At 40.0% G+C, this 20,195-nt stretch carries 16 protein-coding genes and 1 other annotated feature; of the genes, 15 read left to right on the forward strand and 1 reads right to left on the reverse strand.

The annotated features are described in order from the left end of the window. From AB1H92_RS01460 to AB1H92_RS01530, 15 genes are all read left to right on the forward strand, one after another. Positions 1-963: a D-glycerate dehydrogenase gene (locus AB1H92_RS01460; RefSeq protein WP_115359830.1), complete on the forward strand. Its 963-nt coding sequence runs from the start codon at positions 1-3 to the stop codon at positions 961-963. Positions 964-1,452: 489 nt separating this feature from the next. Further along, a complete protein-coding gene (locus AB1H92_RS01465) occupies positions 1,453-2,649 on the forward strand; it encodes an acyl-CoA dehydrogenase family protein (protein WP_115359831.1) in 1,197 nt (398 codons plus the stop codon). Positions 2,650-3,062: 413 nt separating this feature from the next. Beyond that, positions 3,063-3,305: a binding site (T-box leader), on the forward strand. Between the two features lie 120 nt (positions 3,306-3,425). Then, on the forward strand, positions 3,426-5,138 hold the full coding sequence (gene ilvB, locus AB1H92_RS01470; RefSeq protein ID WP_115363997.1) for an acetolactate synthase large subunit: 1,713 nt from the start codon (positions 3,426-3,428) through the stop codon (positions 5,136-5,138). After that, positions 5,135-5,650: an acetolactate synthase small subunit gene (ilvN, locus tag AB1H92_RS01475; protein WP_115359832.1), complete on the forward strand. Its 516-nt coding sequence runs from the start codon at positions 5,135-5,137 to the stop codon at positions 5,648-5,650. Before ilvB ends, ilvN begins: the two co-directional genes overlap by 4 nt. A 220-nt stretch (positions 5,651-5,870) precedes the next feature. After that, the gene (gene ilvC, locus AB1H92_RS01480; RefSeq protein ID WP_115359833.1) at positions 5,871-6,905 is read left to right on the forward strand and encodes a ketol-acid reductoisomerase; all 1,035 of its coding nucleotides are present in this window, start codon (positions 5,871-5,873) and stop codon (positions 6,903-6,905) included. Continuing rightward, positions 6,892-8,439, forward strand: a complete 1,548-nt coding sequence (locus AB1H92_RS01485) for a 2-isopropylmalate synthase (RefSeq protein WP_115359834.1) — start codon at positions 6,892-6,894, stop codon at positions 8,437-8,439. The genes ilvC and AB1H92_RS01485 overlap by 14 nt, the downstream gene beginning before the upstream one ends. A gap of 125 nt (positions 8,440-8,564) precedes the next feature. Further along, positions 8,565-9,665 (forward strand): 3-isopropylmalate dehydrogenase, encoded by a 1,101-nt coding sequence (gene leuB, locus AB1H92_RS01490; protein WP_115359835.1) that lies wholly within the window; start codon positions 8,565-8,567, stop codon positions 9,663-9,665. A 19-nt stretch (positions 9,666-9,684) separates the two neighbouring features. Continuing rightward, positions 9,685-11,094, forward strand: coding sequence for a 3-isopropylmalate dehydratase large subunit (leuC, locus tag AB1H92_RS01495; RefSeq protein WP_115359836.1), 1,410 nt, complete (start codon positions 9,685-9,687; stop codon positions 11,092-11,094). A 17-nt stretch (positions 11,095-11,111) separates the two neighbouring features. Then, positions 11,112-11,705, forward strand: a complete 594-nt coding sequence (gene leuD, locus AB1H92_RS01500; RefSeq protein ID WP_115359837.1) for a 3-isopropylmalate dehydratase small subunit — start codon at positions 11,112-11,114, stop codon at positions 11,703-11,705. Positions 11,706-11,905: 200 nt separating this feature from the next. Continuing rightward, a complete protein-coding gene (gene nadX / locus AB1H92_RS01505) occupies positions 11,906-12,694 on the forward strand; it encodes an aspartate dehydrogenase (protein ID WP_115359838.1) in 789 nt (262 codons plus the stop codon). A 272-nt stretch (positions 12,695-12,966) separates the two neighbouring features. Beyond that, a complete protein-coding gene (locus tag AB1H92_RS01510; RefSeq protein ID WP_115359839.1) occupies positions 12,967-13,872 on the forward strand; it encodes a choline/ethanolamine kinase family protein in 906 nt (301 codons plus the stop codon). A 323-nt stretch (positions 13,873-14,195) separates the two neighbouring features. Further along, positions 14,196-15,539 carry a sodium/glutamate symporter gene (locus tag AB1H92_RS01515; protein ID WP_115359840.1) on the forward strand — a complete coding sequence of 448 codons (1,344 nt, stop codon included), beginning with the start codon at positions 14,196-14,198 and terminating at the stop codon, positions 15,537-15,539. A gap of 143 nt (positions 15,540-15,682) precedes the next feature. Beyond that, positions 15,683-16,327 carry a hypothetical protein gene (locus AB1H92_RS01520; protein ID WP_115359841.1) on the forward strand — a complete coding sequence of 215 codons (645 nt, stop codon included), beginning with the start codon at positions 15,683-15,685 and terminating at the stop codon, positions 16,325-16,327. A gap of 80 nt (positions 16,328-16,407) precedes the next feature. Next, the gene (locus AB1H92_RS01525) at positions 16,408-18,231 is read left to right on the forward strand and encodes an SEC-C metal-binding domain-containing protein (RefSeq protein ID WP_166739562.1); all 1,824 of its coding nucleotides are present in this window, start codon (positions 16,408-16,410) and stop codon (positions 18,229-18,231) included. Positions 18,232-18,243: 12 nt separating this feature from the next. Further along, positions 18,244-19,143 (forward strand): acetamidase/formamidase family protein, encoded by a 900-nt coding sequence (locus AB1H92_RS01530; protein ID WP_115359843.1) that lies wholly within the window; start codon positions 18,244-18,246, stop codon positions 19,141-19,143. 47 nt (positions 19,144-19,190) lie between these two features. Here AB1H92_RS01530 and AB1H92_RS01535 read toward each other — a convergent pair whose 3' ends face one another. Next, the gene (locus tag AB1H92_RS01535; RefSeq protein ID WP_115359844.1) at positions 19,191-20,078 is read right to left on the reverse strand and encodes a TetR/AcrR family transcriptional regulator; all 888 of its coding nucleotides are present in this window, start codon (positions 20,076-20,078) and stop codon (positions 19,191-19,193) included. Positions 20,079-20,195: the final 117 nt, after the last annotated feature.

Below are 20,195 nucleotides of genomic sequence, written 5' to 3' on the forward strand. Positions count from 1 at the left end.
TTGAAGCAAACGATATTTATTACAAGAAAATTACCTGAAGAGGTTATCCAACCGTTACGTGAAAAGTTTACGGTACGTATGTGGGAGGAAGAAGAGATTGAGGTGCCTGTTGATGTACTAAAAAAAGAAGTGCAACAGGCGGATGCACTTTGGACGACAATATCTGATCAGATTACGAAAGAAATCATGACTAGTGCCCCAAACTTAAAAGTAATCGCGAATCTTGCGGTTGGCTTTAATAATATCGATGTTGAAGCGGCAAAGGAGCTAGGTATCACTGTAACAAATACGCCGGATGTGCTAACAGAAACAACGGCAGACCTTGCCTTTGCCTTACTTCTCGCTTCAGCACGACGTATTACAGAAGCAGAACGTGTCTTACGTGACGGTAAATGGACGTCTTGGGCGCCGATGCAACTGACAGGGATGGATGTGTTTGGCGCTACTCTAGGTATTATTGGCATGGGAAGAATCGGTGAAGCAGCTGCAAAGCGAGCGAAAGGATTCGATATGAATGTCTTATATTACAATCGTACGCGTAAACTCGAAGCAGAAGAAAAGTACGGGTTTAGCTATGCAGAACTCGACAGTTTATTACAACAGTCCGATTTCGTACTTATTTTTGCCCCGTTGACGGAAGAAACGAAAAATATGATTGCCAAACGAGAACTCGGGTTAATGAAGAAAACCGCGATTCTGTTAAACGTTGCGCGCGGCGGCATTGTGAATGAACAAGACCTTTACGATGCATTAAAAAATGGTGATATTTGGGGTGCAGGCCTGGATGTATTCGAAACAGAACCAGTCCCATTAAACCATCCTTTATTAACGTTACCTAATGTAACCGTCCTGCCACATATCGGAAGTGCGAGCATCCAGACGCGACTTGCGATGATGAAGATGAACCAGAAAGCGATTATGGATGTGCTAGAGGGACGCGTTCCGAAGAATGTTGTTATTTAAAAAAACTTAGAGGGTATACATAACCAATTAGTTCAGACTCATGGGTGGAATTATTCGTAAAAATAGCCAATTCAAATGGACTGCAGTCATGCAGATTTTTGAATTGGCTTTTTCGTTTAGTCAATTTCATAATTCAATCTTTTCGCTGCGCGGATACAATATATAGTTCAATCAATTTCATAATTAAGTTTTGCAAGTTAAGGTAATTATGAAATTGACTCAGTTGAGTTAAACCTTTCTCAACTATATATCGTATCGGCTTAGCGGTTTTAGGTAATTATGAAATTGACTCAATTGAATTAAAAATGAAAAGTTTTGCATAGTGTGGAATAGATTAGGAAGGATATTTTCGATCATCACCAAACTGTAGCGTATTCAGTTATGACGAGGAATCGCTTGATGTTCAGATAGGACCTATTTTTAATCAACTGTTTTAACAGTTTTAGTGTAATAACAAAGATTAATAGTGTTAAAAGGGAGAGAATAGGTATGAATTTTTCATTCACAGAAGAACAGAAAATGCTGCGCAGTACGGTTAGGGCATTTGTTGATAAAGAAATTATGCCTCATATTGCAGAATGGGATCGAAAAGGGCAATCAGATCCTACGATTTATACAAAACTAGCCGATCTTGGTTTAATGGGTGTTTGCATTCCTACAGAGTACGGCGGCAGTGGTATGGACTATAATTCTCTAGCAATTGTTTGTGAGGAATTGGAGAGGGGGGATACTGCATTTCGGACTGCAGTTTCTGTCCACACAGGATTAAATAGCCTGACAATCCTGCAATGGGGTAATGAAGCGCAAAAGCAAAAATATCTTGTTCCACAGGCGAGTGGAAAGAAGATTGGCGCGTTTGGTTTAACTGAACCTGCGGCTGGTTCGGATGTTGTTGCATTACAAACAACCGCCGTAAAAGATGGCGATAATTATATATTAAATGGTCAAAAAACGTGGATTTCCTTATGTGATGTTGCCGATCACTTCCTCGTGTTTGCCTATACAGGCGACCGATCGGATAAACATAAAGCAATCTCAGCATTCATTGTTGAGAGAACTTGGGAAGGTTTTTCTTCGGTTGCCACAAAGGGGAAGTTAGGCATTCGTGCGGGTAATACAGGAGAGCTCTTCTTTGAGGATGTCAAAGTACCAAAAGAGAATTTATTAGGCGAAGAAGGAGAAGGCTTTAAAATTGCGATGTCTGCGCTAGATAATGGTCGATTTACCGTTGCAGCTGGGGCGGTCGGACAAATTATGGCTTGTATGGAAGCGAGCGTAAAATATTGCCATGAACGTAAAACTTTCGGCAAGGATATTGGACGACATCAACTCGTTCAACAAATGATTGCCAATATGGAGGCAGGCTATCAAATGAGTCGCCTACTCGTTTACCGCGCGGGCGAATTAAAAAATGCAGGCGAGCGAAATACAAGAGAAACATCTCTCGCAAAGTGGCAAGCTTGTGATTTTGCGAATAAAGCTGCGGATGACGCTGTTCAAATTCATGGTGCATACGGTTATTCGGATGAATATCCGGTAGAGCGGTATTTACGAAATTCTAAAGCGCCTGTCATTTATGAAGGGACACGAGAGATTCACACGGTCATGCAAGCGGAATATGTATTAGGATACAGAGAAGATAAGCGATTAAATAAAATGCTACCTGCTTGGCAAGATGATTTATAAAGTTTTGACCTTCTTCGATTTCTTTGATTGCGGATTCCTTTTATTGCAGATTCCTTTTATTGCAGAAATAGACGAAGAGTCGCTCCTATTGCATTCTTTAGCTCCCGAGAAAGCGACCATAGCAAATCTCCTGGCATACCACTAATTCAGAATAGGATATGGATTCTGATGATTTGAGATAAAGAATAATATTTGTGAAAAAAATGTGACAGATAGGTTTCGTTGATATGATGATAATGAAAGCGGATACACCTTGGTGTATTATTCTAAATTAGCAGTTAATTTTAAAAAATCAGTTGACGGATTAAAAAATACGCGGTAAGATAGCATCAATCCAATCGAGTTGGTGATTGAAATCATTCGAAATGAAATTGAAGGAGCGATAAGAAAACCGCATTCCTTTAAAATAAAAAATAAAATCGTTGATGAGGAAAAAGTAAATAGAGTCTTGTATTTACAGAGAGCCGGTATTGGTGGAAGCCGGCAGTGCAACTATTTGCGACATCCCCTCGGAGTGAGTGACTAAACGGGAAACCAATTAGGTCATTCCGGGCGTATCTAGCTACGCTCGTTATGAATGAATAGACTTGTCTATTCGTGAGGTGGCTTATTGCCACGAAACAGGGTGGTACCATGAAAGCTTTTTCATCCCTATATGAAGAACGATGTTTCTTTGTGTGGGATGAAGAGGCTTTTTGTTTTTGAAAAAATACGTCAGGAGGAGTTTTGCAATGAATACTGGAGGTCAAGCAGTGGAAGTTTTTACAGAAAAGCCAATGAAAAATGATGAATTAAAGCAATTGAATGATGGGTCTGCAGTACTCATTCAAGCTTTAAAGGATCAAGAAGTAGAAATCATTTTTGGTTACCCTGGCGGTGCAGTTCTACCAATTTATGATGCGTTATATAAAAATCCAATTTCACATGTGCTTGCTCGTCATGAACAAGGTGCGATACATGCAGCTGAAGGGTATGCACGTGTCTCAGGAAAGCCTGGTGTGGTCATTGCAACATCTGGACCAGGTGCTACGAACTTAGTAACAGGAATAACAGATGCAATGATGGACTCTTTACCACTCGTTGTTTTCACAGGTCAAGTTGCACAAGAAGTCATTGGAACGGATGCTTTCCAAGAAGCTGATATTATCGGCATTACACAACCAATCACAAAGCATAATTACCAAGTAAATGACATAAATGATTTACCTAGAATTATTAAAGAGGCCTTTCATATTGCTTCAACAGGAAGAAGAGGGCCTGTACTCGTTGATATTCCTAAAAATATTGCAACTGATTTATTTGAACCAGTTGATGTTGAAAGTAAAGCTGTAGAGGTGAATTTGCCAGGCTATCAGCCAACAACAAAGCCAAACTTTTTACAAATTCAAAAAGCCGCTTCAGCAATTTCCGAAGCAAAGAAGCCGTTACTTCTTGGCGGAGCAGGAATCCTGCATGCACAAGCGATGGAAGAATTCAAAACATTTGTTGAACGACACCGTATTCCGGTTGTCAATACATTGCTTGGATTAGGCAGTATTCATGGCGAGCATGAATTATTTCTAGGCATGGCTGGGATGCATGGAACGTACACTGCCAACATGGCAATAAACGATTGCGATTTACTCGTGAATATCGGCGCAAGATTTGACGACAGGCTTACCGGTAATTTACAGAAATTTGCACCGAATGCGAAAGTGATACACATCGATATTGACCCTGCTGAAATCGGCAAAAACGTCCCAACGGAAATTCCAATCGTTGCAGATGCAAAAGAGGCTTTAAGTGAGTTGTTGAAACAAGAGGTTTCTTCTCCGAATACTAGGGAATGGGTGGCGCACTTGAAAAAGTCAGCCGAAGAATATCCACTCTGGTACAAAGAAGATGACTCGTGCTTATTGCCGCAACAAGCTGTTCAGCTTATCCACCGAATTACAAAGGGAGACGCGATTGTCACAACTGATGTAGGGCAACACCAAATGTGGGCTGCACAATATTATTCTTTAAATAATCCAGACCATTGGGTAACGTCAGGCGGACTCGGTACGATGGGCTTCGGATTTCCAGCGGCAATTGGTGCTCAACTAGCCAAGCCGAATGCGAGAGTCGTGTCAATCGTCGGGGATGCTGGTTTCCAAATGACAGCACAAGAGCTCTCTTTGCTTCAAGAATTAAGAATACCTGTAAAAGTCGTAATATTGAATAATGAAAGCCTCGGAATGGTCCGTCAGTGGCAAGAAACATTTTATGAAGAAAGGTATTCAGAGTCGTTAATTCCTGTTCAACCTGATTTCGTAAAGCTAGCCGAAGCATACGACTTAAAAGGTTACCGAATTAATTCAGCAGAAGAAGCAGAAGCCATTTTTGAAGAAGCACTCTTATCTGATGAACCGGTTGTCATTGACTGTCGCGTTAAGCAACTTGAAAACGTCTATCCAATGGTTGCACCAGGTAAAGGATTAAGTGAAATGATTGGGGTGAGGGAAGAATGAGAAGAGTCATCACGGTAACAGTGATTAATCAAAGTGGTGTACTTAACCGCGTGACTGGGCTACTAATGAAACGGCAGTTCAATATCGAAAGCATTACAGTCGGGCATACCGAGCAATACGGGATGTCAAAAATGACATTTATCGTTCATGTGGAAGATGAGCGGAAAATTGAACAGCTCGTGAAGCAATTACAAAAACAAATTGATGTCATTAAAGTTGATGACATTACCGACAAAGCAATCGTGATGCGTGAGCTTGCACTCATCAAGGTCGTTTCACCGCCTCATATGCGAAGCGAGATGAATAGTATCGTTGAACCATTTCGAGCAACAGTGATCGATACAGGGAAAAACGTGATTACGTATCAAGTAACCGGTAATCCAGAAAAAATTGAAGCATTTATCGATTTAATCAAGCCATATGGCATTAAAGAACTCACTCGAACAGGGGCCACGGCATTTGTTCGGGAAACACAAAAAACACATATACCACAGTTATCCATTTTAAAATAAATGACTTTGTCAAATGAGTCAAATTCATAATTACCCAAAACCGCTAAGCTGATACAATATATAGTGGAGAACGGTTTAACTCAACTATATATTGTATCAGCTTAGCGAAAAGGTTGGATTATGAAATTGACTAAAATATATTGTTGGTTCAGTAAAGGCAATCAACAGCGGATATTTAACAATTCAAATATAAAAAACAAACTATTAGGAGGAATTTATAATGGCTAAAATGTACTATAACGATAATATTAACGAAGGTGTTTTACAAGATAAAAAAGTTGCAATCATTGGATACGGTTCACAAGGTCATGCACATGCACAAAACTTAAAGGACTCAGGATTTGACGTAGTCGTAGGTGTTCGTCCAGGAAAATCATTCGATGCAGCAAAAGAAGATGGTTTACAAGTAGCGACAGTGAAAGAAGCAGCTGAACAAGCAGATCTTGTAATGGTTCTCCTGCCAGATGAAAGACAAAAGAAAGTTTACGAGGAAGAAATCGAGCCAGTTCTCACTGAAGGAAAATCACTTGTGTTTGCACACGGCTTTAACGTTCACTTCGGAGAAATTAAACCACCTGCAAACGTTGACGTATTCCTAGTTGCACCAAAAGGACCGGGTCATCTAGTTCGCAGAACGTACGAAGCAGGCGCAGGTGTTCCAGCACTCTTTGCAGTTTATCAAGACGCATCAGGTCAAGCGAAAGACGTTGCACTTGCTTACGCAAAAGGCATTGGTTCTGCACGTGCGGGTGTTCTAGAGACGACGTTCAAAGAAGAAACAGAAACAGATCTATTCGGAGAGCAAGCAGTACTTTGCGGTGGCACAACTGCACTTGTAAAAGCAGGTTATGAAACGCTTGTAGAAGCTGGTTACCAGCCTGAACTCGCATACTTTGAAACTCTACACGAGTTGAAATTAATTGTTGACCTTATGTACGAAGGCGGATTATCCGGAATGCGCTACTCCATTTCAGATACAGCACAGTGGGGCGATTATGTAGCGGGAGATCGCATTATCGATGCGGGTACGAAAGATAGAATGAAAGAATTACTTGCGGAAATTCAATCAGGTGAATTCGCAAAAGGTTGGATTAAAGAAAACGCAGAAGGACGTCCTAACTTCAACGCAATTACAGAAAAAGAAGAGCAGCACAGCATCGAACAAGTCGGTGAAAAACTACGTGATATGATGCCGTTTGTGAACGCATCGAAAAAACAAGAAGAGAAAGAAGTGGTGGCTAGTGCGAAAAATTGACATATTCGATACGACGCTACGTGACGGTGAACAGGCTGCAGGAATTAACTTAAATACAGCTGAAAAGTTAGAAATCGCACGTCAACTAGAAAGATTCGGGGCAACAATTATCGAAGCAGGATTTCCTGCTTCGTCCCCCGGAGATTTCGAAGCTGTTCAACGTATTGCAAATACAGTGAAAAACTCAACAGTAACAGGGCTTGCACGTACTGTGACAAAAGATATCGATACATCCTGGGAAGCGCTAAAAGGCGCTGAACAGCCACATATTCATATATTCTTAGCGACATCGCCGATTCATATGAATTATAAACTTAAAAAATCTCCAGAAGAAGTGGTCGAACTTGCAGTTGATGCTGTTAAATATGCGCGTAAGAAATTCCCATTGGTACAATGGTCGGCTGAAGATGCATTTCGTTCTGATCCCGACTTCCTCGTTCACATCGTCAATAAAGTCATTGCTGCAGGTGCTACGACAATCAATATCCCGGACACAGTTGGTTACGCAACACCGGTTGAATACGGTGCATTGTTTAAATACTTAAAAGAAAATGTAACAGGTATAGATAAAGTGAAACTATCAGCTCATTGTCATAACGACTTAGGAATGGCGACTGCGAATACAATCGCTGCAATTGAAAATGGCGCGGACCAAATTGAAGGAACGATTAACGGCATAGGTGAAAGAGCTGGAAACGTTGCGCTAGAGGAAATTGCTGTTGCGCTTCATATTCGAAAAGACATTTACGGTTTTGACACGGATGTTAATTTACAAGAAATTAAACGAACGAGCCAGCTCGTCAGTCAGTTAACAGGCGTCGTTATTCAGCCAAATAAAGCGATTGTTGGAAAAAATGCTTTTGCGCATGAATCTGGTATTCACCAAGACGGCATGTTGAAAAATCCTGAAACATACGAAATCATTACACCAGAATTAATTGGAGAGAAAGCTGTTCCACTCGCACTAGGGAAGCACTCGGGCCGCCATGCGTTTAAAGATCGTGCGATATCCATGGGCTTTGATTTGAGCGAAGAGAAACTAAACGAAGCTTTCGTAGCGTTTAAAGAGCTTGCAGACCGGAAGAAAGAAATTACAGAAGATGATTTATTTGTTCTCTTTACTGATCAACAAATCGATAGCGGAGATACACCTATTTACGAGTTAACGAATGTGCAAGTCCAATACGGAACGGCGAATATTCCAACTGCCACAGTTTCCGCAATTGCACCGAATGGAGAGACGATTAGTAAAGCGGCAACAGGCTCCGGTTCAGTAGAGGCGATCTTCAATACGTTAGAAGAACTTGTCCAAGGGAAGGTTCATATTCTTGATTATCGTGTGACTTCGATTGGAAAAGGGCGCGATGCACTTGGAGAAGCACTGGTAAACTTAAGTTATAACGGCCAAGTTTCAACGGGTCGAGACGTCGCACAAGATGTACTTGAAGCATCAGCGAAAGCCTATTTAAATGCAATTAACCGTCAATTAATTAAAGCAGATGTACGTGTCAAAGAAGCATCTGTCACATCGTAAATGAATAAGTGATCACCCTCATAAGGGGTTTAATAATCAGAATCTTGTAATGATGCCCAACTATTTGTGATATATTGCATATAGGATAAAGTGAAACGCAACAAAACTAAGGAGGAGTGCTTATTATGAGAAAAAGAATAGCAGTATTACCAGGCGATGGGATTGGACCGGAAGTAACGGAAGCAGCGGTAAAGGTGCTTCAAGTCATTGGAAGAAGATTTAAACATACATTTGATGTGGAATATGGTTCTATTGGCGGCGAGGCGATTGATAAATATAAAACGCCACTACCGGATGAAACAATTGAGCTTTGCCAACAGAGTGATGCTATTCTTCTCGGGGCAGTCGGTGGACCGAAATGGGATAAGAATCCAGCAGAATTAAGGCCTGAGAAAGGCTTGCTTGCAATTCGTAAACACTTCGACTTATTTGCGAATTTAAGACCTGTCATTGCGGTACCATCTTTGCTGAAAGCATCTCCTCTAAAAGAAGAAGTTGTGAAAGATGTAGATTTAATGATTGTTCGTGAGTTAACAGGTGGACTTTATTTCGGAGAACCGAGTAAACGAACAGAAAAAGCTGCCTTCGATACATTAGTTTATACTAAAAAAGAAATTGAACGTATTGTTGAAAAAGCTTTTGAACTAGCGCGTTTACGTAAAGGAAAAGTGACTTCAGTCGACAAGGAAAACGTTCTTCAGTCTAGTAAACTTTGGCGAGAAGTCGTTGAAGAGAAGAAAAAAGGATACCCAGATGTGGAAGTTGAACATATGTTAGTCGACTCAGCAGCGATGCAACTTGTCACAAATCCGTGTGCATTCGATGTGGTCGTTACGGAAAATATGTTTGGTGATATTTTAAGTGATGAAGCATCAGTCATTACTGGATCACTCGGCGTTCTGCCATCAGCGAGCATTCGAGCGGACGGATTTGGCATGTATGAACCGATTCACGGAACGGCTCCAGACATTGCTGGGCAAGGGAAAGCGAATCCAGCTGCAACGATTTTATCAGTTGCGATGATGTTAAAATATTCATTTGGCTTAGAGGAAGAGTGTGCTGCAATAGAAGAAGCAGTTAATGCTGTTTTTGAAGATGGATTTTATACAGCAGACTTAGCATCTCCGGCTGACCGTGTCCTTTCTACAAACGAGTGGACAGACAAAGTAGTAGATGAACTGGACCTTCAATCGGTTTGTAATGACATTATGCATGCGTATATCTAAATAAAAGGAGAAGGGTTTAATGCCGAAAACAATTATTGAAAAAATCTGGAATAAACATATTGTACACGAAGAACAGGGAAAGCCTGACTTACTCTATATTGACCTTCACCTTTTGCATGAAGTAACGTCGCCACAAGCATTTGAAGGATTACGACTGGCTAACCGTAAAGTGCGTCGCCCAGATTTATGTTTTGCAACAATGGATCATAATGTTCCGACACGAAATTTACCATTCATTTCAGATCCTATTGCGAAGAAACAAGTGACAACTTTGCAAAAGAACTGTGATGAGTTTGGAATTCCACTTGCCAATATGGAGCATCCTGACCAAGGAATTGTTCATATTATTGGACCTGAACTTGGACTTACACAGCCAGGTAAAACGATTGTATGTGGAGACAGTCACACTTCAACGCACGGTGCATTTGGTGCAATTGCATTCGGGATTGGTACGAGTGAAGTAGAACACGTGCTTTCTACACAAACATTATGGCAAGCTCGTCCTAAAACAATGGAAGTTCGCATAAATGGAGAACTCGGTTTCGGTGTAACTGCAAAAGATATTATTTTAGCAATCATCGCCAAGTTTGGCATCGATATGGGGACCGGTCATATTATCGAATATACGGGTGAAGCAATTCGTAATTTATCAATGGAAGAAAGAATGACAGTTTGTAATATGTCGATTGAAGCAGGGGCAAAAGCAGGATTAATTAGCCCGGATGAAACAACCATTTCGTATTTGAAAGGCCGTCGACATGTACCGACCGGTGAAGCATTTGAAAAAGCGAAGGCAGAGTGGCTGGCTTTGGCAACAGACGAAGGGGCCACGTACGATACGGTTGTGGAAATTGACGCGAATGAAATCGAACCATTTGTTACATGGGGAACGAACCCATCCATGGGATCTGGTATCTCAAATCGTGTTCCGTCAGTAGACGATTATACTTCAGCATCCGATAAAGAAGCATTAACAAAAGCGCTTGACTATATGGGGTTAGAAGAAGGCATGCCGCTTACATCGATTGACATTCAACACGTATTTATCGGCTCGTGTACAAATGCGCGACTTAGCGATTTACGTGCAGCTGCAAAAGTGGTAGAAGGTAAAAAAGTCCATGAATCAGTGACAGCGATTGTCGTCCCAGGATCACGTACTGTGAAGAAGCAGGCTGAAGCGGAAGGGCTTGATAAAGTATTTCTTGAAGCTGGATTTGAATGGCGCGAATCAGGATGCAGTATGTGTTTAGCAATGAACGATGACGTCGTTCCAGCTGGCGAAAGATGTGCCTCAACGTCAAACCGAAACTTCGAAGGTCGACAAGGGGCAGGATCAAGAACACACCTCATGAGCCCAGCAATGGCAGCAGCGGCAGCAATTGCAGGACACTTTGTTGATGTCAGAGAACTAAACGTGGCACACGCTTAAGAAGGGAGGGCATTTCATTGGAACCAATTAATAAAGTGAAAAGTGTTATTGCACCGTTAAACAGAACGAATGTCGATACAGACCAAATTATTTCCAAAGAGTTTTTAAAGAGAATTGAAAGGACTGGATTTGGGCGGTATTTATTTTACCATTGGCGCTTCGATGCGGAAGGTAAAGAAAAGAAAGATTTTGTTTTAAATGATGAGCGCTATAAAGAAGCAAGTATACTAGTTGCGCACGAAAATTTTGGTTGTGGTTCGTCAAGGGAACACGCACCTTGGTCTATTTTAGATTATGGATTTAAAGTAGTCATTGCGCCAAGTTTTGCAGATATTTTTTATAATAACTGTATGAAAAATGGCCTCCTTCCAATTCGTTTAGCTGTTTCAGAAGTAGAACAACTGCTAGAAAAAGGCCAAGAGGCAGCATATTCTGTTGAAGTGAATTTAGAAGAACAAACAGTAATAACCGAAGATGGCGATACGTATGCGTTTTCGATCGATCCGTATTATAAAAAGATGCTATTAAATGGTTGGGATGAAATTGAACTGACATTCCAATACGAAGATAAAATTCGTGCATACGAGGAAAAGTTAGCGCATATCGTTTGATAGATTAACTTTAATCTTAATATTAAGGCGACCCTCATTTTCGATGAAAGGTCGCCTTTTTATGGCTGCGCTGCACCTCCGTTCGGACCTATCCTGAGTTCAGGCCGAGGTTCATTTAAAAAAATTAATAGGATGGTATAATCAAATGGACGGACTAAATTAATTAAGAAGGATTCCAAGAGTTTAAGAGGTGATGAAAATTGAAGATTGGTTTAATCGGTTGTGGTTCAATTGGTCAATTTTTATTAGAGAAGATGAATAAAGAGAAATTATTTCCTCATTATAAAGTTAGCGCTGTTTTCGATGCACGCGAGAAGTCTGTAGGAAAATTACAGGAACTCGCCGAGCGGTATCAGTTTGAAAGCTTTCAAGACTTAGATACATTTTTAGATTCAGATATTGATGTTGTGGTTGAATGTGCGAACATTCAATTTGTAAATGAATACGCAACGAAGATTGTTGCGCGAAAAGATTTACTGCTCATTAGTATCGGGGCGTTAGCGAATACATATTTATACGATGAAATAGCGTCTATTGCCAAGGTGAATGGAAACAAAGTTTATTTACCAGCGGGTGCTATTGGTGGATTAGATATTGTGAAAGCAGCGAATGTTATGGGGGGGCTGCATACTGTAAGCCTTATTTCACGTAAACCTTCAGAAGCTTTATCAGGCGAATTAATTGCAAATGAAACGATTTTATTTGAAGGCACAGCTAGAGATGCGATTGAAAAGTTTCCTAAGAATGCCAATGTGGCCATCGCTTTGTCGCTAGCCGGAATTGGGATTGAAAAGACCTCCGTTACAATTATAGCCGATCCAAATGTCGATAAAAATATTCATACAATCCAGGCGAAGGGTGAATTTGGACAAACGGAAATCACAATTTCAAACAACCCATCGCCGGCAAATCCAAAAACGAGTTATTTAACATCTTTGAGTATATTATCTGCGTTACAATCATTGGAACAACAAATTTCAATCGGTTAAAGTGAAAGAATTTATGTTGTATCTGCACAAGGTAAAAAAATCTGCATAAATTAGATAAAGGGCTATATCTTAAGATAACAGTTATTCAAGCATAAATGTAAGCGCTTTCCATTAGATTAATGTATAATTATGTTAACCGTATAAACATACAGCCACTAAAGTCCAAATAGTATGTTAAATGCAGTTGTTTTAAATGTAGTGTTTTTAAGGAGCGAGTTTTCGGCTCCTTGTTTTGCACTATTTAGTTTAAATCGGTGGAAGGGGGAGTTAAGATGAAAGTAGAAAAGTTAACCGGTATGGTAAGGGAAGCTTTACAATTACCAAAGGCAACTGTAAAGAATTTGGGAAGAGTTGGAGGAATGACGAATTTAAATTATTTGGTTGAAATAAATTCAGAGCCATATATCGTCAGGATTCCTGGAAATGGAACAAAAGCATTAATTAATAGAGTTGAAGAAGAGGAAAATTTAAAGTTAGGTTCCGACCTTGGGATTAATCCGGAACTTGTTTATTTTAATGCGAGTAGTGGGTTGAAAATTACAAGGAAAATTGAAAATGCACAGACATTGACACAAGATACTGCTAAAGGTGAAGAGATGTTGGTGAAAGCGGCGGAAATCTTTAAGAAGCTTCATCACTCAACTAAAAAGATGGGCAATCAGTTTAAGCTATTTGAGATGATGGCGCATTATGAAACGCTTGCTTTAAGAGCGGATGGAGATTTTTATAGCGGATTTGAAAAAGTGAAAGAGCAGATTAAGGAATTACAATATAAATTTAATGCATTTTTAATTGTAGAAACGCCATGCCACATTGATCCGGCTTGCTCGAATTTTATACTCGATGATGAAGGTAGGGTGTATTTAATTGATTGGGAATATGGTGGCATGTTCGATCCGATGTGGGATGTGGCAGCATTCGCATTGGAGTCAGGGCTCTCGAAGAGTGAGGAAGCCAAATTCCACAGTTATTATTTTCAAAGAGAAGTAACAGCAAAAGAGCAAGAGAGGATTTTGCTTCATAAAATTTTCCAAGATTATTTATGGAGCCTATGGACGGTATTTAAAGAAGAAAAAGGTGATGATTTTGGTTTGTATGGCTATCGTCGATTTGAGCGCGCGAAAACCAATATCGAACTCTATTATCAAATATATGAAGTGAACTACAATGCGCAATGATTTTTTTACTAGTATATAAAAGCAGTGGATGAATGGTAAACATTCTACTCCACTGCTTTTTTTAGTTCAAAGTTAGAAATGAGAATATCGATGTACAATTACTCGACCCGTTTTGAATTTTGCGTGACTTCTTGAAAGGGTTTACTCCTGTCTTTAAAAGTGTTATCTTGATAGGGTCCGAAAAAATATCAACTAACGGCCACGATAACGCTTCCTGTTTACTTTCAGTGAAGTTTTTTTCTATTGTGAATAAGAATTAACTGTTTTTGAGCGCTTTGAAGCAATTTTAGTATAATACTGTTTTATTGAAGGAGGATATATATATGGATTTTTCACCTTGGGTATTATTTACAGATATCGGTTTGATATCATTACTTTTGCTTGTAGGCACAATTATTCGAGCGAAAGTTAAATTTGTACAAAAAATGTTTTTGCCGGCGAGTATTATTGCTGGGATTCTTGCGTTAACATTCGGTCCAAATGGCTTTGGACTCCTACCATTTTCCGACCAAATGAAGACGTATCCCGGAATTTTAATTGCAGTCATTTTCGGGACGCTTCCTCTGCTGTCGCCAAGAATTGATTGGAAGGCAATTAAAACGAGAGTGGGAAGTATGTGGGCCTATTCTCAACTTGCAATGGTTCTCATGTGGGGCGGCGGTTTATTATTTGCAATGTTATTTTTAAATCCATTTTGGGACGGGCTACATGATGGATTTGGCTTATTGCTTGCTGCTGGTTTTGTAGGGGGCCACGGGACTGCTGCCGCAATAGGTGCAACATTCGCGCAGAACGGTTGGGAAGAAGCGACGTCTTTGGCAATGACTTCTGCAACTGTTGGAATTATTAGTGCAATCTTGATTGGCATTTTATTTATTAAACGGGGTTCTACAAAGGGACAGACATCATTTCTGGCTTCCTTTTCCGACTTGCCGAATGAACTACGAACTGGGTTGATTCCACCAGGGTCACGAGTTAAGTCAGAAACAGATACAGTATCCTCTATATCTATTGATCCGTATGTATTTCATTTTGCAATTGTTACGATTATTGCGATGGGCGGATATTACTTAAGCCAACTTGGTGCGATGTTAATCCCGAGTGTGGTCATTCCAGCATTTTCACTGGCCTTCCTTGTAGGCCTTCTCGTGAAGAAGATTTTAAATTCAACTAATACAGAGAAATATGTGAGTACGGCTGTGGTGGACCGCATTAGCGGAAGTGCAACAGACATTCTTGTTGCATTTGGAATCGGGTCTATTAGTATTTCAGTGGTACTTGATTATGCTGTTCCGCTACTTATTTTATTTGTATTCGGCTTACTCTTTGCTTACCTATTTTTCTCAATCCTATCGAAAAGGTTTTTTGAACAGTATTGGTTTGAAAAAGGAATTTTCACTTGGGGCTGGACAACAGGTACTGTCGCAATGGGCATGGCTTTATTAAGAATTGTAGACCCTGATTCTGAAAGTAAAACGCTTGATGATTATGGATTGGCGTATATTCCAATTGCGCCGGTAGAAATTTTATTAGTTACGTTTGCACCTTTGTTTGTGTTGAATTCACAAAGTTGGATTTTCGTCTCGCTAGTGTTTGGTTTTTCCTTGCTTATTTATGGCATGGCTATTAAATATAAGTGGCTTAATCGGACAAGCGCAACAAAATAAATTAATCGTTAAAACTTCAAAAAACGTCTTTGCAATGAAACCCATTGTGAAGACGTTTTTTATATAGCTATTCCAAGCAAATTGGCCTATATTCGGTATAATAAGAGTATATGAATCGAAATGGTGTAGAGGTGAGAAAGCGAATGCTCGGTTTATTCAATCTAAAGACGATGTTTATGAAAATGCGTAAGCGGCAGCTTCAGTTAGCGATTTATTATCCGAAACAAATCTACGAGCCGCTTGCTAGGCGTGAAATGAAGGCAATTCTAACTCAATTCAACGATATGTTTTACGCAGCCTATCCAGAGAAGCTACATGAGAATTCTCAACCTATATTAGACTATCAACCTCGTTCACATAAAAAACAGTACGAAGTTCAACGGGCGATAAAGTTATGTAAATCACAAAAAGTACGTAGAAAAGAGCTTATTAAAATCGAAGAATATCTAAATTTGCAGTATATTGTCGAAGAGCAAATCGCTTATTACGACAAAGTATTAAAAAAAGCACAAGTGACAAGACAAAAAATATCGACCGAAACGTTCACGTCTTTTTTCCCGCAATTATATGAGGAACGCATAAATTATCTCGACAAAATTGAGCAATCTTGTCTCAATAAAATAAGGAAGTTAGATGATGAAAAACGACTGTGTGAACAAGCGATTCATGATTTAATGCATAATCATCAAAGTTTTTGGGGAGAGGCGAGTCGGTTAATCGGCAGTATGGTGGCAGAATCTGTCAAGCACGTCGTGAATGTCGTTGATCAAACATTTAAAGGTAAATGACATAGGGAGTGTAATTGACATTTGTTGCAATAAATGAATCGAATATGAGCACCAGATAACAACCAATGGAGGCAGAAAAAATGATAGGACGTAATGATCCATGTAGTTGTGGGAGTGGAAAAAAGTATAAAAGATGTTGTGATTCGTCCGGAACTAACTTGATGGATATTATTGTTAATGAAGAGCTTGATCTTATTTTAACAAATTTCTTTGAGACTTATCCACAAGGGAAAGATAAAGAAGAAATGCTTGTTGTTATGAGAGAATGGATTAGCCATTTATCGGATAGTTGGGACAAAGAGCACATTGAAGAAGCGTCTAGTGAGTATTACCTCTTTATAAAAAATAATAAAAGTTGGCGCTCCTATGTAAAGCGGCAACAAGCCATTGTGAAACGTGCAGCAGTTTTAAATGTATTGAAAGAATGGGATGAGCCGCTACTATTGTTGGGAGAAATCATACATATTGATCAGCATTTTCTTCATGTGGAAGAACTGTTTGGTGACAAGCAATTCAAGGTTACTAGAAATGACGGAATGCCCGCAGACATAGGAACTTTGCTATTTGGTGTCGTCCTCAAAGATCCGAGGAAAGGGCAAAGCGCAATCGCGCCAGTATCCTCTATGTTATTTTTAGCGAAATGGAGCAAACAAACGAAAAAGTCGCTAATTGAACTGCGAAACACATATTCCGAGAAAGAGGCACAGCAGTTTGTAGAAAAGAAGGCATTATTCATTTATGAGTTATTTATTAAAAGAAGTATGGCAACGATGAGTGAATTAGTGGAAGAAGTGTTATCAGAGAAACAGGTGAATGCGCTTTCTTCAGTGGAAAATGTATTCCGTGAATTAGGGCAAACGGCAAACGCACGGGAGATTTTGCACAAGCTCGCCGTTGCCTATTTTTTAAATGAACAACCAGATGTTGCATCAGTTGAGGATTTTCTCGCAGCACTGGTAAAAGTCGGCATCGACATTGGTGTTATGCAGGGAACTGGCTTAGATGAATCCACACTGTTAGAGAAGTTTGGCGCATCTAAAACAGGGATGGAAAGTTACCGGGAAGATTTGGCATCGCTTTATGAAGATATGATGCGAAGTGGGGATGAACCAGCCGCTGCAGAGATTTATGCGATAGGTACTGATTCGCGTCCATCTGAAAAATCATTATGGGAGACGTCGATGACAACAGGTGGGGTTGTGTTACCCGAAAGAAAACCGACTGTTGCAGGGGGGCGTGCGCAATTATTAGCCTACGAGGCGTATTTAGCCGAAACGGTTGAAGAACGTAGAAAATTAGCGAAACGTGCGTATGAAATAGATGCTATGAATCCAGATGCGATTTTATTACAAGCAGAAATTGAGCATGATGGTGAAAAAGCAAATGCTTTATATGAAAAAGCGATACGTGAAGCAAGCCGAACGTTTGAAGCAGGCGAGAATCCTTGGCAAAATATCCCGAATCGACCTTTTATGCGCGCGGCTTTTACATACGGTATTTATTTATTTGAGAACGGTCAATTTAATGATGCAGCCTCGTTATTTATGGACTTACTAAAGATGAATCCAGTAGACAATCAAGGGGCCCGATACGAAGCCGCTGCATCTCTAATTCACGCAGAGCGATATGAAGAAGCGGCAGAGATTCTGATACGGTATGAGAAAGGGTCTAGCAATGATGCGACCTATTTATATTTAGATTGGAAACTTGAATACGAAGGGTCAAAAGGGCAATCGTTAAATGCGGAAGAGATGTTAGTCGCCGCGCAACAAGCGAATGGACATGTGATGCACTTACAAACATTCCGTGTTAAGCCAATTCCATATCCGAAATTTCAAGATATCGAACCGGGAAGCGTGGAAGAAGCTCGCTATATTTGGTTATTAATCCACGATAGAAAGTAAGGGGGGGTAAACGTGCAGACATTAAGTTATGAAGAGGGCATTATATATGAGTTTAATAAAGAAAATCCTTATACGAAAAAAGTCGAATCAGGGACTACGTTGACGATTGAGACGTATGATTGCTTTCAAAACCAAATTAAATCCCAGGACACAGAAGTAACCGCAATCGATTGGAATAAAATCAACCCTGCAACAGGGCCAGTCTACGTAGAAGGTGCGATGCCGGGGGATGTGTTAAAAGTTAAGATTGAAGAGATTGAAATCGGCGAGCAAGGTGTTATGGTCGTCGGCCCAGATTTAGGGGTCATGGGGCATCGTATTGAGAATATGGAGTCAAAAATATTGCCTATACATAATCATAAAGTGATGTTTAACGGGCTTGAAATACCGGTCAATAAAATGATTGGTGTAATAGGCGTTGCGCCAGCAGGTGAAGGGGTTAATTGCGGAACGCCAGGAGCGCACGGTGGTAACATGGACAATAAAATGGTTGCGGAAGGTGCGACTCTATATTTTCCTGTATTCGTTGAAGGGGCGCTATTTAGTTTAGGTGATTTTCATGCAGCGATGGGAGACGGAGAAGTGAGCGTAACAGGCGTGGAAGTTCCTGGCGCAGCAACTGTTACGCTAGAAGTAGTAAAAGGAGAAACACTCGAACATCCGATGCTTGAAAATAAAGAGGTCTTTACACAAATCGTATCTGCGGAAACATTGGACGAGGCTGCAAAGTTGGCAACTTCCGAAATGATAGAACGAATCGTTGCAAAATCCAGTATGTCCATAAGTGAAGCGACAATGCTTATGAGTGCGGTTGGGCAAACAGAAATTTGTCAAATTGTCGATCCATTGATGACAGCAAGATTTGTCGTGCCGAAATGGGTATTACAACAATTGGATATTCAACTCTTCTAAAATAAACTAGGTGAAGGAAACTGAATGGTTTTCTTCACCTAGTTTTTCTATGATGAACAGGATTCGACGAAAATCCAAATTTCAGAAGCCAATTTTCGGGCGGCATGCTCATGGACCGTTCCGCTGAAAGATTCCCTAAATGAACGCGCAATTGCCTCGAGCAAATGGGTTCGAGGGGATTCTTTTTTTAATTCATCAATCAGAAAATCTATATATTCCTCACTTGTCGCTTGCTCTTCATTGTCTAGTTGTTCTTTGAAGGTCGCCAAGTCTTCTAGTAACTGATGTTTTGTTTGATTTCCTTCCTTCTGATTCATGGAGATAAAATGAAACAATTCTTCTCCCAATAAGACATCATTTGTCCTGATCATCGAGGGCATCATTTCATCAACTCTTCTCATAATGAATTGAATCAGTTTTGTCGGATCTATATTTCCATATGAACTTGCTGTAATGAAATGAAACATATGTTGTAACATGCCTGCCAGTAAAACCGCACAATCAGCCGCATAGGGAAGGGTATCTTTCCCGTAAACATCAACTAATCTATTAGAAAGCCATTGCAATTCAGCGAGATGATGTTTTTTGGCGAATGCACTTAATTCTGCATCCCCTGAATGGAAAATGGCTTCAATGATTGGTAATAAATTATGATCAACGTTCACTTGAAGGCGGATGGCGATTTGTTTCGTGAGAATGGATTTGTCCGCACGGTCTTGTCCAATTAGTAGTTCTTGTCGCCTGATTTTCGTTTCTTCATATCCTAGCTCTAAAATTGCTTTTAGACAATCATTTTTAGAAGGGAAATAATTATAAAATGTTCCTTTTGAAATTTGGGATTTTGTTAAAATATCTTGAACAGAGGTGGCCATGACTCCTTTTTCAACGAATAGTTGTTGAGCATGTTCGAGTACTTGTCTTTTTCGGATATTCAAGTTTACACCTTCCTTGGACTATTGGTATAACAAAACTTTAGACGTTAAACATCGACAAATCAATAGATGTGAATTGGAAATAAAATTTTGTTGCATTTTTTGTACTGTGAGTATAAA

This window comes from Sporosarcina pasteurii (genome assembly GCF_041295575.1).
Lineage (GTDB): Bacteria > Bacillota > Bacilli > Bacillales_A > Planococcaceae > Sporosarcina > Sporosarcina pasteurii.